At 66.2% G+C, this 14,738-nt stretch carries 12 protein-coding genes; 11 read left to right on the forward strand and 1 reads right to left on the reverse strand.

Going from position 1 to position 14,738, the window contains the following annotated elements:
• Positions 1-167: 167 nt before the first annotated feature.
• The 11 genes from AC07O0_RS18955 (at position 168) to AC07O0_RS19005 (ending at position 13,399) form a co-directional block, all read left to right on the forward strand.
• A complete protein-coding gene (locus tag AC07O0_RS18955) occupies positions 168-1,736 on the forward strand; it encodes an ABC transporter substrate-binding protein (RefSeq protein ID WP_494625231.1) in 1,569 nt (522 codons plus the stop codon).
• Between the two features lie 10 nt (positions 1,737-1,746).
• A complete protein-coding gene (locus AC07O0_RS18960) occupies positions 1,747-2,682 on the forward strand; it encodes an ABC transporter permease (protein ID WP_494625232.1) in 936 nt (311 codons plus the stop codon).
• 55 nt (positions 2,683-2,737) lie between these two features.
• Positions 2,738-3,640: an ABC transporter permease gene (locus tag AC07O0_RS18965; RefSeq protein WP_494625233.1), complete on the forward strand. Its 903-nt coding sequence runs from the start codon at positions 2,738-2,740 to the stop codon at positions 3,638-3,640.
• Complete coding sequence (locus AC07O0_RS18970) at positions 3,637-4,587, forward strand: ABC transporter ATP-binding protein (protein WP_494625234.1); 951 nt, start codon at positions 3,637-3,639, stop codon at positions 4,585-4,587. The genes AC07O0_RS18965 and AC07O0_RS18970 overlap by 4 nt, the downstream gene beginning before the upstream one ends.
• A 4-nt stretch (positions 4,588-4,591) precedes the next feature.
• Positions 4,592-5,578 (forward strand): ABC transporter ATP-binding protein, encoded by a 987-nt coding sequence (locus AC07O0_RS18975; RefSeq protein WP_494625456.1) that lies wholly within the window; start codon positions 4,592-4,594, stop codon positions 5,576-5,578.
• Entirely contained in the window at positions 5,575-7,683 is a 2,109-nt protein-coding gene (locus AC07O0_RS18980) for a hydantoinase/oxoprolinase family protein (protein WP_494625235.1), read from the forward strand. The genes AC07O0_RS18975 and AC07O0_RS18980 overlap by 4 nt, the downstream gene beginning before the upstream one ends.
• A gap of 4 nt (positions 7,684-7,687) precedes the next feature.
• The gene (locus AC07O0_RS18985; protein WP_494625236.1) at positions 7,688-9,532 is read left to right on the forward strand and encodes a hydantoinase B/oxoprolinase family protein; all 1,845 of its coding nucleotides are present in this window, start codon (positions 7,688-7,690) and stop codon (positions 9,530-9,532) included.
• Positions 9,529-10,740, forward strand: a complete 1,212-nt coding sequence (gene alr / locus AC07O0_RS18990; protein ID WP_494625237.1) for an alanine racemase — start codon at positions 9,529-9,531, stop codon at positions 10,738-10,740. The genes AC07O0_RS18985 and alr overlap by 4 nt, the downstream gene beginning before the upstream one ends.
• Complete coding sequence (locus tag AC07O0_RS18995) at positions 10,733-11,809, forward strand: LacI family DNA-binding transcriptional regulator (RefSeq protein ID WP_494625238.1); 1,077 nt, start codon at positions 10,733-10,735, stop codon at positions 11,807-11,809. The genes alr and AC07O0_RS18995 overlap by 8 nt, the downstream gene beginning before the upstream one ends.
• A gap of 30 nt (positions 11,810-11,839) precedes the next feature.
• A complete protein-coding gene (locus AC07O0_RS19000; RefSeq protein ID WP_494625239.1) occupies positions 11,840-12,772 on the forward strand; it encodes a pyridoxal-phosphate dependent enzyme in 933 nt (310 codons plus the stop codon).
• Between the two features lie 63 nt (positions 12,773-12,835).
• The gene (locus AC07O0_RS19005; RefSeq protein ID WP_494625240.1) at positions 12,836-13,399 is read left to right on the forward strand and encodes a cysteine hydrolase family protein; all 564 of its coding nucleotides are present in this window, start codon (positions 12,836-12,838) and stop codon (positions 13,397-13,399) included.
• A 109-nt stretch (positions 13,400-13,508) separates the two neighbouring features.
• On the opposite strand, the gene AC07O0_RS19010 is transcribed toward AC07O0_RS19005, so the two are convergent.
• Positions 13,509-14,708, reverse strand: coding sequence for a CaiB/BaiF CoA transferase family protein (locus AC07O0_RS19010; RefSeq protein ID WP_494625241.1), 1,200 nt, complete (start codon positions 14,706-14,708; stop codon positions 13,509-13,511).
• Between the last annotated feature and the right edge of the window lie 30 nt (positions 14,709-14,738).

Consider the following 14,738-nt stretch of genomic DNA (forward strand, 5'->3'; position numbering starts at 1 on the left):
CGGGCCTCCCAGTCCCCCTGCATGCGATCTGGCGCGATGCGCGAGGTGGAGAATTTGTGCGCATCGCGACGGGCTCCGGTTGAAATCGAGACCTCGAGACTTGACAACAAATTCGGTTGGTGAAACGTTTCCAGAAAATATGGAAACGTTTCCAGGAGGGGATTGCCATGGGTCTTACCTCACTTGCTCGTCGCGCGTTCCTCCAGGGCGGAGTCGCCGCCATCGGAGGGCTTGGCCTCCCCCTTGCCGTCCGGGCGGCCGACGAGCGCTCCCTGGTCGTCGCGATCCCGTCGAACCCCTCGACCTTCGACCCGATCAACCAGGGCAATCACGACGCCATGGTGGTCAATCAGCTGATTTTCGAGAACCTGATCGAGATCGACGGCGACGGCCGTCGTCGCCCCATGCTCGCGAAGGCGCTGCCGGCGATCTCCGCCGACCGAACCGAATATGTCTTCGAGCTACGCGACGACGTCACATTCCAGAACGGCCAGCCGTTCACCGCGGAGGATGTGAAGTACAGTTACGACTATATGCTCGATCCGGCCCACAAGGCGCTGCGGCGCTCGGTCTGGACGAATATCGAATCCGTCGATGTCCTGGAACGCCACAAGGTGCGCTTCAAGCTGAAGGCGCCTTTCCGGCCCTTCCTCGATTACATGACCAAGTACATGGGGATTTTCCCGGCCGGAAGCCGCGAGAAATACGGCAACGAGGTCTTCCAGCAGAGGCCGGAAGGGCTTGGAACGGGGCCCGGCATCTTCGTCTCGGCGCGTTCCAACGATGTCGTCGAATTCCGCCGCAACCCGAACTACTGGCGCAAGGACAGCCTTGCCTGGGACCGGCTGCGCGTGCGGATCGTCTCCGAGGAGGCGGCCCGGATCGCTGCGCTGCTGTCGAAGTCAGTGCACATCATCGGAGCGCCGCCCGTCCGCGACTATGTTCGCCTGAAACAGGCCAAGGCGCAGGGCCTCGCCGGAGGCAGCCGCCCGGCACTCGGCAGCATGATGCTGATGATCCACAACACCCGCAAGCCGCCGTTCGACGACCCCAATTTTCGCAAGGCTGTGTCGCTGGCGACCGATCGCAAGACCATTGCCGAGAAAATCTTCAACGGTCTGGTCGAGCCTTCGGCAGTACCGGCGCCAGCCTCGGCCTGGTGGTACAATGCCAAGGCGGCCGAGGCGCTGGCTTTCAATCTCGACAAGGCGAAGGCTTATCTCGCCAAGTCCCGCTACGCGTCCGGTGCCGAGTTCGAGCTGCTCTATTCGTCGCAAGGCTATCTGCTGGATGTCGGCGATGCGGCCCTGTTCATCCAGGCATCGCTTGCGCGGCTCGGAATCAAGGTGAAGCTCCAGCCGCTCGAGACCGGCCAACTGATCGAGCAGGTCTTCGCCGGAAACCAGACTTCGGTGCTCATGGCCGTGATCGGCCCTTCCGACCCGACCTTCATTATCCAGGGCATCTATACGCCGAACCAGGTCATGACGCGCAGCTCCGGCTACAGCAGCGAGCGGCTCAACACGCTCCTGGCCGACAGCTTCCGCGTCGACGACGAGCCATCGCTCGGGCCGATCCTCGCCGACATGCAGGCGATCCTGGCGGAGGACTCGCCTTCGACCTGGATCGGCGCGGTCCACAGCTTCAACCTCTGGCGGACCAATGTGCAGGGCTTCGAGCCCAACACAGGGATCACGCTTCGCCTGACCGACGTGGCCGTGACCGACCCCCGCTGAGGTGAGATCGATGTGGTTCGCAGGTCGAATAGCCAGCAGCTTTGTGGTGCTCGCCGTGGTCAGCGTGCTGCTTTTCGCGCTGACGCGGCTGACGCCGCTATCGCCGGCGCGGATCGTGCTCGGCTCCGATGCCACCACCGAGCAGATCCAGGCGTTCGAGCATGATCGCGGCCTCGATCGCAGCCTGCCCGCGCAATATGCGGCCTGGGTTGCACAGCTTCCCCGGTCAGGGTTCGGGGCCTCCTACATCACCGGCCGCTCGATCGACCTAGAGCTCCTGGAGAGCTTGCCTGTCACGGTCGAGCTGGTGGTGATCACCTTTCTGCTGACCCTGGCCGGCGCGATTCCGCTCGGTCTTATCGCTGCACTGACCGAGGATCGCTGGCCGGACCATCTGATCCGCATGCTGTCCCTGATGGCCGTGTCGGTTCCGGGGTTCTGGCTTGCCCTGATCCTGATCCGTGTCTTCGCGGTCAAGCTGGGCTGGGTGCCACCCATCGGGATCACGCCGCTCGCCGAAGGCTGGCACGCCCATCTCGCCTCCCTGGTGCTGCCGGCCTTGTCGATCGCGCTCTACTACATCGGGGCGCTGAGCCGCCTGATGCGCGCCGCCGTGATCGAGGTCCTCGGCCAGGACTATGTCCGCACCGCCCATTCGCTTGGCTTGAGCCGGCTCCTGGTCGCTCGCTACGTGGTCAAGAACGCGCTGCCGCCCTTCGTCAGCGTCGCCGGCATGTCGTTCGGCTACATGTTCGGCTGGGCGATCATCATCGAGCTGGTCTTCAACATTCCTGGCCTCTCGCGGGCCTTGCTGACGGCGATCACCCAGCGCGACTACCCGATGATCCAGGCCACAGTGCTGGTCGTCACGGCGATGTTCATCGTCTCGAACCTCGTGGCCGACCTCATCCAGAGGCTGATCAACCCGAGGCTGCGACATGCTTGACGTCATGCGCTCCACGGGATCTGCCCCCGCAGCAGAGGCTGCCAATGCGAGGCGCTTGCATCCGCTCTCCGGGCTTGCCGGTCTCATGTGCCGCCTCGCCGGGACCCGGATCGGCCTGGTCGGCCTGGTGATCGTCGGCTTGCTTTTCCTGGCCGCTCTCCTGGCGCCCTGGCTGCCGCTGCATGATCCGCTCGATCTGATGATGGAGCACCGGCTGGAGCCACCGGGCGCGTCGTTCCTGCTCGGCACGGACGAGATGGGGCGCGACATCTTCGCCAGGCTGGTCTGGGGGGCGCGGGGCTCGCTGATGATCGGCGTGCTGACCGTCGCGATCGGACTCTCGGGTGGCCTCCTGGTCGGGATCTTGTCCGGCTATTACAGCGGGACGCTGGTCGAAAGCGTGCTGCTGGGCCTGATGGACATCTTCGCGGCGATCCCGCTGCTCGTCTGGGCCATCGCCATCGTCGGCATCTTCGGCACCGGGCCGGTGCAGCTGGGCCCGCTCCTGGTTCCGAACGAAGCCAAGATCATCCTGCTCGTCGGGCTGCTCTTCATTCCCGGGCTGGCGCGTGTCGCCCATGGCCTGGCCTTGGCCGAGGCCAAGGCGGACTATGTCGCGGCGCGGCGCCTGCAGGGCGCGGGAGCGTGGTCGATCATGACCAGCGACATCCTGCCCAACATCCTCTCGCCACTCTTCGTGCAGGCGAGCGTGCTGATCGGCATCGGCATCATCATTGAGGCGTCGCTGAGCTTCATCGGCCTCGGCGTGCAGCCACCGACACCGAGTTGGGGTGGCATGCTGGCCGATGCGCGCTCGCTCGCCTTCTCCGACGAATGGTGGGTCGCGACCTGGCCGGGCCTGGCCATCTTCCTGGCCGTGATCGGCTTCAATCTGGTCGGCGATGCGCTCCGGACGGTGCTCGATCCGCGGCGGCGCGACGGAGGGCCGGCGCTATGACCGCTCCCGCACTGTGCCTCACCGAACTGTCGGTCGCCTTCGGTCCCGAGATCGCAGCCCGGAAGGTCGTCCACGGCGTGACGCTGCAGGTCAGGGCTGGCGAGAAGCTGGCGATCGTCGGCGAATCGGGCTCGGGCAAGAGCGTCACGGCGCTTGCGGTCATGCACCAGCTCGGACGCGCCGGGCGGATCGTCGGCGGCTCGATGCGCCTCGACGGCGAGGACATCACCAGCTTGCCCGAAAGCGCCTGCCGGGAGCTGCGCGGCCGCAAGGTGGCAATGATCTTCCAGGATCCAATGACAGCCCTCAATCCCGCCTTCACCGTCGGCCGGCAGCTCGTGGACGCCATCCGCAGCCATGACGATCCCGGCCGCAAGGCGGCCTGGTCGGAAGCCGAGCAGCTTCTTGCCAAGGTCGGCATCGACGACCCGCGCCGGCGAAGCGGCCAATATCCCCACGAACTCAGCGGCGGCATGCGCCAGCGCGTCCTGATCGCGATGGCCATCGCCTGCCGGCCGCGCCTGCTGATCGCGGACGAGCCCACGACGGCGCTCGACGTCACCGTTCAGGCCCAGGTGATCGCGCTGCTGCGGGATATCTGCGCCAGCTCCGGGATCGCGTTGCTGTTCATCTCGCACAATCTCGATCTGGTTGCGGAGTTCTGCGACCGGATCGCAGTGATGTATCGCGGCCGGATCGTGGAATCCGGCAGCACGGAAGCGATCTTCAGCTCGCCGCAGCATCCGTATACGCGGCTCCTGCTGGACGCCGTCCCGCGACCCGGCCACCCGCTGCGAGCGACGGTGCCCGGCCGCTTGCAAGAAAGCCCCGGCGAGAGGGCTTGCGATTATTTTTCCCGCTGTCCCCGGGCGGATGCGGATTGCCACGTGCGGCCTGCCCTGCAGGGCGAGGGCTCGCATTTGTGCGCCTGCTGGCGGAGTGCCTGAGATGATGCGGGCAGAAGGCTTCCCATCGCCACTTCTTGCTGCCGCGGGCGTTGGCCGGCGCTACCCACTGGCGCATTCGCCGCTGGCGCGGCTGTTCGACCGCCGCACGACGTCCGCCCTTCTCGGGGCGAGCCTGGAGGTGCGGGCCGGCGACGTCCTCGGCATCGTCGGCGAAAGCGGCAGCGGGAAGTCGACGCTCGCGCGGCTCCTCGTCGGCCTCGACCGCCCAAGCAGCGGCCAGGTTCTGTTCGAAGGGCGCGATCTGTCCTCGTTTGCGGCCACGGACTGGCAGCGCTTCCGAAACCGCGTCCAATTCGTCTTTCAGGGCGCACACACGGCGCTGAATCCGCGCAAGACCGTTGCGCGCAGCTTGAGCGAAGCCTTTCCGGACCAACCCGCGCCGGGCGCACTCAGCGCCTTGCTGGCGCAGGTCAGCCTCGGGCCGGAGTTGCTCGACCGGCTGCCGCATCAATTGTCGGGTGGACAGAAGCAGCGCATCGGGATCGCCCGTGCCCTGGCGCGCCAGCCGGAGGTGCTGATCGCCGACGAGCCGACATCAGCGCTCGACGTTTCCGTGCAGAGCGAGATCGTCGCGCTGCTGCAGCAACTGCACCGCGACCGGCAGCTGACGCTGGTGATCATCAGCCACGATCTCGGGCTCGTCGGAGCGTTCTGCGACCGCGTGCTCGTCATGTATGCCGGGCGCATCGTCGAAGCAGGGCCTGCCGCACAGATCCTGGCGGAGCCGGCGCATCCCTATACGCAGCGCCTAGTCGCGGCCATTCCGCGCGGGCTCGCCGGGCGCAATCGCCCCGCCGAACCGCCGCTTTCCGAAGCCGCCCGCCATGGCGGCTGCCCCTTCGAACCCCGTTGCAGCAACCGGATCCCGATCTGCGCGGAAAGCGAACCGCCCGAGGTCCTCCTCGGTGACCGGCTCGTCGCCTGCCACCTCGCGCCATCTCGGCCCATCATCGCGGAGACCAACCCATGACAACGCGCTCGTTTCGCGTCGGCGCCGATATCGGCGGCACGTTCACCGACATCACATTCCTCGAAAACGGGGAGACGATTCATTCCTTCAAGCACCCGTCGACACCGGACGACTACAGCCGCGGCATCGTCGACGGCATCCTGGCGCTGCTCGAGCGCATCGGCGGCAAGGTGAGCGAGATCGAGGAGGTCGTGCACGCCACGACCGTGGCGACCAACGCCATCCTGGAAGGCAAGGGCGCCAAGACTGCGCTGCTGACGACACGCGGGTTCCGGGACGTCCTCGAGCTCGGCCGGCTGCGCATGCCCGAGCTCTACAACCTCAACTACGAGAAACCGACGCCGCTGGTGCCGCGCCACAGGCGCTACGAAATCCCCGAGCGCATCGGTGCGCATGGCGAAGTCGTCCTGCCGCTGGACGAGAAGGCGGTGGCCGAGATGGCGCGCCGCATCGCCGCCGACGGTACGCGCGCTGTCGCGGTGAGCTTCCTGCACGCCTATGCCAATCCGCAGCACGAGCGGCGGACCTGCGAGATCCTGACCGAGACCCTCGGCCCGGATGTCTTCGTCTGCTGCTCCAGCGATGTCCTGCCGGAGATCCGCGAATACGAGCGAACCAGCACGGTGGTGGTCAATGCCTATCTCGGGCCGGTCGTGCGTTCCTATCTGCGGGCGTTGACGACCCGGCTGCACGAGGCCGGCATCCACGCTCCACTGCAGGTGATGCAGTCGAGCGGCGGCGTGATGAGCGCGCTGGCGGCGAGCGAGAAGCCGGCCTGCATCATCGAGTCAGGTCCCGCGGCCGGGGTGATCGCGGCGGCCCGCATCGGTGCGGCCGGCAGCTCCAGCGACATCATCACCATCGACATGGGCGGCACGACCGCCAAGGCCGCGATCATCGAGCAAGGCCAGCCCGCCCGCACCACTGAGTACGAGGTCGGGGCCGGGATCAACATTTCGAGCAAGCTGGTCAAGGGCGGTGGGCATGCGGTGAAGCTGCCGTTCATCGACGTCTCGGAGATCGGGGCAGGCGGCGGCAGCATCATCCGGGTCGATGCCGGCGGCCTGATCCAGGTCGGCCCAGACAGCGCCGGCGCCGTTCCGGGGCCGGCCTGCTATGGCGCGGGCGGATCCCGGCCGACGCTGACCGACGCACTCGTCATGCTGGGCTACATCAATCCGGAACACCTCGCCGGCGGCGCCGTGCGCCTGGATGCGGAGCGCTCCCGGCAGGCGCTCAGCGAGCAGGTCTGCGCGCCGACGGGCCTCGACCTCCAGGCTGCGGCGCATGGCGTCTACGCCATCGCGGCATCGACGATGATGCGCGCCGTCAAGGCCGTCTCGACCTATCGCGGGCGCGACCCGCGCGACTTCACCTTGTTCGCATTCGGCGGCAACGGCCCGGCCGTGGCGGCGGAGATCGCCCGTCTCCTCGACATGAAGCGCGTCGTCGTCCCGTCGCATCCCGGCGTCTTCAGCGCGCTCGGGCTGCTCTATTCGACGACCGAGCACGACCTGATGCAGACCTATTTCTGCGCCCTGGATGGGGTCGACACCGACGAGCTCGATATTGCCTACCGCAAGCTCGAGGCGAGCATGGTTGCCGGCCTGGAGACGGACGGGTTCGCGAAGGACGACATCGAGATCGATCGGCTCGCGGACCTGCGTTACGCCGGGCAGGCCTATGAGCTGACCATCGGAGTCGCCCGTCATCCGGACGGGGCGATCGACATCGAGGCCACGAGCGAGGCCTTCCATCGCGAGCACGAGCTGACCTATGGCCATGCCTCGGCGAACGATCCACTCGAAATCGTCAACATCCGCATCACAGGGCGCCCTCATAGCGAGAGCGCCACGGCCTACCGGCCGTCAGTCCCTCAAGCGCAGACGGCATCATCCGGTACCCAAGCGGCGCGGATCTGCTGGTTCGGCGCGGAATGGGGCCACCTGCCAACCCCGGTCATCACGCGCTGGGACCTCGCTGCCGGCGACCGGGAAAGTCCGCTGATCGTCGAGGAATACGACGCCACCTGCGTCGTGCCGCCCGGCTGGACCGCGGGCTTAGACGAACTGGGCAACCTCGTGCTCACAGCATCCGAAAGGTAACATCATGCTTGCCACGAATTCCGTTCCCGATCGGACGCGCTCCGATCCGGTGACGCTGGAGATCGTCAAGAACGCCCTGGCTTCCATCGCCGACGAGATGGCGCTCGTCATCCTGCGTAGCGCCTATTCGCCGATCGTCCGGGACTCGATGGACTATTCGACAGCGCTCTGCGACCGGGACGGGCTCATCATCGCGCAGGGGCTCACCAATCCCGTGCATCTCGGCTCCTTCCCGAGCGTGATGGCGAACATCCTCAAGCGCTTCGGCGGGACGATGCAGCCCGGCGACGGCTACATCACCAACGATCCCTACGGTGCCGGCGGCATGCATCTGCCGGATGTCTACCTGGTCAAGCCGGTTTTCCATGACGGAGAGGTCGAGGGCTTCGTCGCCAGCCTCGTACACCACACCGACCTCGGCGGCATGGCTCCCGGCAGCATGGCGCTCCATGCGACGGAAATCTTCCAGGAAGGCCTGCGCATCCCGCTGATCAGGGCGATGTGTGAAGACCGGATGGACGAGAATCTGCTCGCCTTCCTGGAGGTGAATTCGCGTATTCCAGAACAGGTCCTGGGCGATCTGCGGGCGCAGATCGCCGCCTGCGCCGCGGCGGAGCGCGGTTTCGGCAAGGTGCTTGCCAAATATGGCGCGCGGCCGATGCGCAGCATGCTGGCGGAACTGCACGACTATGCCGAGCGGCTCGTCCGCGACGAGATCCGCGCGATGCCCGATGGCGTCTACGAGGCCGAGGATTTCATCGATGGCCTCGGCGAGGTTGGCGGGCCGATCCGCTTCAAGGTCGCGATCACCGTTGCTGGCGACGAGATCGAGATCGACTGGACCGGAACCAGCGGAGAGGTGCCGGGCGCCATCAACGGCCCTGTCGCAATCACGTATTCGGTCGCCTATGCCGCATTGCGCTGCGCCGTCCAGGCGGCGGTGCCGAACTGCGAGGGCTATGCCCGCCCGGTCCGGGTCGTGGCGCCGCTCGGCACCATCGTCAATCCGCGTCCGCCTGCCGCCTGCGCGGCGCGCGGCGTCATGGCCTACCGAATGCTCGATGTGCTGTTCAACGCCTTCGCTCAGATCGTCCCCGACCGGATGCCGGCTGCCGGCGAAGGAGGTCCTTCGGCCATTTCATTGAGCGGCGTCCATGACGGCAAGGCCTGGCTGATTACGGACGGGATTCTCGGAAGCTGGGGCGGCCGCGCCACCAAGGACGGCGTCGACGGGATCGCCAACCCCGGTGCCAACCTGTCGAACATGCCGGTGGAGTTGATCGAGGCGCGCTATCCGCTGCGGATCGAGAGCTATGGCCTGGTCGCCAATTCGGGTGGCGCGGGGCGGCGGCGCGGCGGCATGGCGATCACACGGTCCTATCGCATCCTCGGGAAAACTGCGGCGCTCACCGTCCGCTCGGACCGTCGCGCGCATCTGCCGCCGGGGCTGTTCGGCGGGTGCCCGGGCTCGCCGTCCCTCAATATTCTCGACCATGCCGGCAAGGCCGATCTCCTGCCGGTGATGCCGATGCGGACGCTTGCGCTTCACGAGGGCGATCTCTTCACGCATATCGCTCCCGGTGGCGGCGGCAATGGCGATCCGCTGGAGCGCGATCCGGCTCGGGTAGCGGCCGATGTACGTGACGGGCGCTTCACCGAGGCGTTTGCGCGCGACGTCTATGGGGTCGTGATCGACGCCGATGGCCGCGCGGATCCCACCGCGACGAAAGCTCGCCGCGCTCGCCTGGCGCCCGATCCCTCCGGGTTGGCCACCGCCCAGCTTCGCCTTTTTACGGAAGGCAATCGGAGCTTGACGTCGAACATCGAACGAGAAGGAGAAGCGGCATGACCGTGCACGCAGCACTGGCAGGCTACGGCCCCGGTCACGCGCGGACAGACTGTCTCCGGCATGATCGCGCTCGCCTGCTGCGTCCGAGCTGGGCGGAGCTCGATTTCGGCGCACTCAGCCGCAATGTCGCCGCGGCGCGCAAACGGGTCGGCCCGGATGTCCGGATCTATTTCGTCTGCAAGGGCGATGGGTTCGGCTTCGGAGCCACGGCGGTCGCGAAGGCCGCGGAACGGGCGGGCGTCGATGGCTTCTGCGCCGGCAGCCCGGACGAGGTCGTTTCGATCCGCAGCACCGGCACGACGCTCCCGGTCCTACTGTTCGCCTCCACCACCCCCGCCGACCTGCCAGCAGCAGCTCGGCTCGGTGCCACGGTGACGGTGCAGAGCATCGCCGATGCGGAGGCGGTGATCGCCGCAGGCGAGGCGATCGAGGTCTTCGTCGAGGTCGATTGCGGTCTCGGCCGCTATGGCTTGCGCCGTGAGCAATGGCTCGGCGTGCTGCAGCGCCTTCGCGCCGCTAGTCACGTCACGGTTCGGGGCCTGTACTCGCATTTGAGCACGCCGGACGACCCCGCAACGAGTCGGGATCAGGCCGCACTCTTCCGGCGAGCGGCAGCCGATGCCGCCGCGGCCGGGCATGACGACCTCACCCTCATACTGGCCTCGAGCCGCGTGGTGCTGGCCTATCCCGACATGCTCTTCAACGCGGTCGATCCCGGGCGACTGATCTATGGCGGAGGGCTCGACGAGAACTGGATGGAGATCGGCGCCCTCTCGCCTTTGCTCAAGGCTGTGAAGTCCCGGATCATCCAGATACAGGAGCACCCCCCCGGCGCCGTGCTGGGAATCGGCTATGGCGCGCCGATCGCCATCGCACACGGCATGCGCACGGCGGTTGCGCCCATCGGTTTCTGGGACGGGCTGAACCATATCCCGCCACTGGGCGAAGTCCTGATCCGCGGCCGGCGCTGTCCTGTGCTGGGCCGCCGGACCTTCCAGCATTCGGTCATCGATGTGACCGCACTCGGCGATGTCGCGCTCGGCGACGAGGTCGTCGTCCTCGGCCGGCAGGGAAGCGAGGAGATCTCGATCCACGATCTCGCCAGGGCGATCGGCATTCCTGTCATCGAGCTGGTTCCCCGGCTCGCACGCTGCCTGCCGCACGTGTATGTCGATGAGGCGCAGGAGAGGGACGGTCCGGGTGAGTGAGGAAAGGGCGGGGCAAGCGACCAGCGAGCCCAGGACCGTCACGATCAAGGATGTCGCCAGCCGGGCCGGCGTCGGCCTCGGCACCGTTTCGCGCGTCCTCAACGGAAACGAGAATGTCGCTCCCCAGTTGCGCGACCAGGTTTTCAGAGCCGTGCAGGAACTCGGCTACCGTCCCAACTCGGTCGCCCGCTCCATGCGGCTCGGCAAGAGTTACGCCGTAGGCTGCCTCGTCACAGACATCCGGCAGCCGATCGCGGCGGAAATGATCGCTGCGGCGGAGACGGCGCTCGGCCGGGCCGGCTACACCCTGATCGTTGCGAGCACTCATTTCGACAATGGGCGAGAGGCCGAGCTTCTGTCGTTGATGCAGAACCGCGTCGTCGATGGCATGCTTTTGACTGTCAATCGCGACAACGATCCGGATGTCGCGCAGCGGCTCGCCGCGATCAACATCCCCATGGTGCTGTGGGAACGCAGTCCGGGCGGTGGCTTCGACACCGTTCTGACCGAGCATCGGCACGGCGCGCGCAGCGCAACCGCGCATCTCCTGGAGCTGGGGCACAGCGAGATCGCGCTCGTCGCCGGTCACCTCGACACCTGGGTCGGCCGGGAGCAAAAGGCGGGCTTCGATGCGGCGTTTGCAGACCGCGGGCTGGAGCCGGCGGCAGGTCTCGTCTTCGAGGTCGGCGCGTTCAAGGCGCGCGAACTGGAGGCGTTATGCCGACGAGAACGGCCGATCACCGCCATCATCGCCAATATCGACGAGATCCCCGGGATCCTGCGCTTCTGCGCGAAGCGCGGGCTGGCTCTGCCGCGCGACATGTCGATCGTTTCGATCGGTGACGCCAGCATTCTGGAAGTCATGACGCCTTCGATCACGGCCGTGCGTGGCAATGGCACGAAAGTGGCCCAGCTTGCAGCCAATCTTCTGCTGAAAAAAATGTCCGACAAGCAATCCGAGATGGCGCCGGAGCGCCTGTCTGTCGGGATGCAACTCAAGGTCCGGCATTCCACCGCCCCCCTGAACAAGGACGGCGGGCATGGTTCGCGCAACCGGGACCGTGGCTGAGCTCCGATCGCTCATGATGGGAAGGTCATGATGTCCCTCCATGTCAGAACGCCTACCTATCGCTCATCGGCTCTCTCCCGCGCGAGCGGGCGCAAGGTCTGGCTGAAGCTTGAATCTCTCCAGCCGACGGGATCGTTCAAGCTGCGCGGCATCGGCCTTGCGTGCCAGCACCATGCACGCAGCGGGGTCGAACGTTTCGTCAGCTCGTCCGGCGGCAATGCCGGAATAGCGGCCGCCTATGCTGGGCGTGAGCTTGGCATCCCGGTGACGGTGGTCGTCCCCGAGACGACACCGCCAAGGGCGCGTCGCCTGATCTCCGACATGAATGCCGAAATCCTGGTCCACGGCGCGTCCTGGCAGGAGGCGAACGAGCGCGCGCTTGCGATGCTGGCGGCCAGCGATGCGTTCGTCCACCCCTTCGACGATCCGGTGGTCTGGACAGGGCATTCGACGATCATCGACGAGATGGTCGAGGCGGGTGTGGAGCCCGACCTCGTCGTCCTTTCCGTCGGCGGCGGAGGATTGCTCAGCGGCGTCGTCGAAGGCTTGCAGCGCCACAAGCTGACGACGCCTGTTCTGGCCGTGGGGACGACGGGTGCCTCCTGCCTCGCCCAATCGGTTGCCCGGAACGAACGCATCGTCCTGCCAGCGATCGACAGCATCGCCACCTCGCTCGGCGCGCGCCAGGTGGCGGAACATGCGTTCGCCCTGCTGTCCAAGCATCGCATCGGCTGCGCCGTGGTGTCGGATCTTCAGGCGGTCGATGCTTGCCTGCGCTTCCTCGACGACCATCGCATTCTCGTCGAACCGGCCTGCGGGGCGAGCATCGCCACGATCTACGAGCAGGTGGCGGAACTCGCCGATTTCCAGAACATCCTGGTCATCGTGTGCGGTGGGGCGATAGCGACCATGGAGCAGCTGACTGCATGGCGTCGCAGCCTCGCTTCAGCGAATGATTCCTGAGTTCAAGTCGAGGTGCGCGTACGAGTTACGGGGCGCGGTTCAGATCTAGCGCGAGGTGATGCGATGCCGATCGATTTCCAGGGCAGCTTCATCGAGAAGGCAGCCCTCGTCATCATGCACTATCAGGTCGATGTGTTCGACATCCTGTTCGGCGAGCAGCCGTCACCGCTATTGGATCGTTGCAACGCCTTGATCCGGCGATGGCGCTCCACCGGCCGGCCGGTGCTCTTCCCGAATTTTTCGTTGGGCGAAGGCTATGAACATGCCCCACCGGCGAGCAACCGCCAGATCACCCCTTATCTCCCGAGCGGGCGATTTCGAACCGGACTGCCTGTCGCAGAACTGGCGGTGGAGAAAGGAGACCTGTTCTACACATGTCCACGAGCCAGCGTCTTTCATGGCACGTCGCTCGACGCCGATCTGCGGACGCGCGGAGTAAGCACGCTCGTCATGGCCGGGATCAGCACGACGGGCGTCGTTCTTTCGAGCGTCGCCTGGGCCAGTGATGCAGATTACGATCTGCGCCTGGTCGAAGACTGCTGCTACGATCCTGATCAGGACGCGCATGAGGCCCTGTTTCGCTCAGGCTTTGGAGGGCGCGCGCAGGTGGTGAGCGGGATACGTTGATAGCTGTCGCTCCCGCGGCACCCGGCTAGCATAAGTCGCTACCGACGATGAATTGGCCGTCGTCGAATGTCAGCTTTCAGGTAGCGTGCCAATGTCAGCTCCTGGCGCATCATTCCGACTGCGCGAGAACCTTGCCGGATAGAAGTTCATGAATCTCCTCGGCCTCGAAACCGGCCTCGCGCAGGATTTCGACGGAGTGCTCGCCGACCAGCGGCGCGGGCCGCGTGATCGCCGCCGGCGTCTCCGAGAAGCGGACGACGGGCCCGACGACCTGGACGGTCCCGGCGCGGGGATGCTCGTAGCTCGTGAGCGTGCCCATATGCCGGACCTGCGGATCGTCCTTGGCCTGCAGATGCGTCTGGATCGGGCCGCACCAGATGTCGACGGCGAGCATCGCCTCAAGCAGGTCGCGCGTCGTCCAGCTCCTCGTCAGCGCAGCGATGCATTCCCAGATCTCATCGCGCTTGTCGAAGAGCAGCTTGGGATCGTCGTAGGCGAGCAGGCTGTCGTCACCGAGCACGCCGACAAGCCGGCGGAACGGGCTCATCGCGATCGTCACCCAGCCCTCCGAGGTCGGATAGATGCCGAAGGGCGCGTCCATGCCGGGATGGCCGATGCCGGATTTCGGCCGGACGAAGTCGCGCCCGAAATTGAGCGCGGCCAGCATCTCCTGGCCTTGATGAGCGAGCAGCCCGCTCATCAGGTCGATCTGGATCTCCTGGCCCTTGCCTGAGCGCTCGCGCCAGTACAATGCGCCGAGGATGCCATAGACCATGTTCATCGCTCCGATCTGGTCGGCGAAGCCGGAGCCGACCGGCACCGGCGGGCCGTCGCCGCGACCGGTCGCGGCGGCCAGGCCGGTGAGACCCTGGATCAGCATGTCCTGGCCCGGCCGGTCGACATATGGGCCGTCCTGGCCGTAGCCCGAGCCGGAGCAATAGATGATGCGCGAGTTGATGCGCCGGAAATCCTCATAGCCGAAGCCGAGCTTGGCGAGCACGCCGGGACGGAAATTCTGGACCACGACATCAGCGCTCTCGGCCAGCCGGTAGAGTACGGCCTTCGCCTCCGGCGCCTTGAGATCGATCGCTATCGAACGCTTGTTGCGGTTCCAGGCGAGGAAGTTGGGGCTCTCGCTGCCGTCGACCCATTGGTTGTTGAAGGTCAAGGTGCGGAAGAGATCGCCCTGGCCCGGCCGCTCAACCTTGATAATGTTGGCGCCGAGATCGCCGAGGAGCTGCGTGGCGAAGGGCCCTTGCAGCAGATGGCTGAAGTCCAGGACGGTGACGTCTTCGAGCGCTTTGGTCATGGGTATCCGGTCTTTCGTCTCGTCGATGGA

Source organism: Allobosea sp. GW821-FHT10B12 (genome assembly GCF_059415545.1).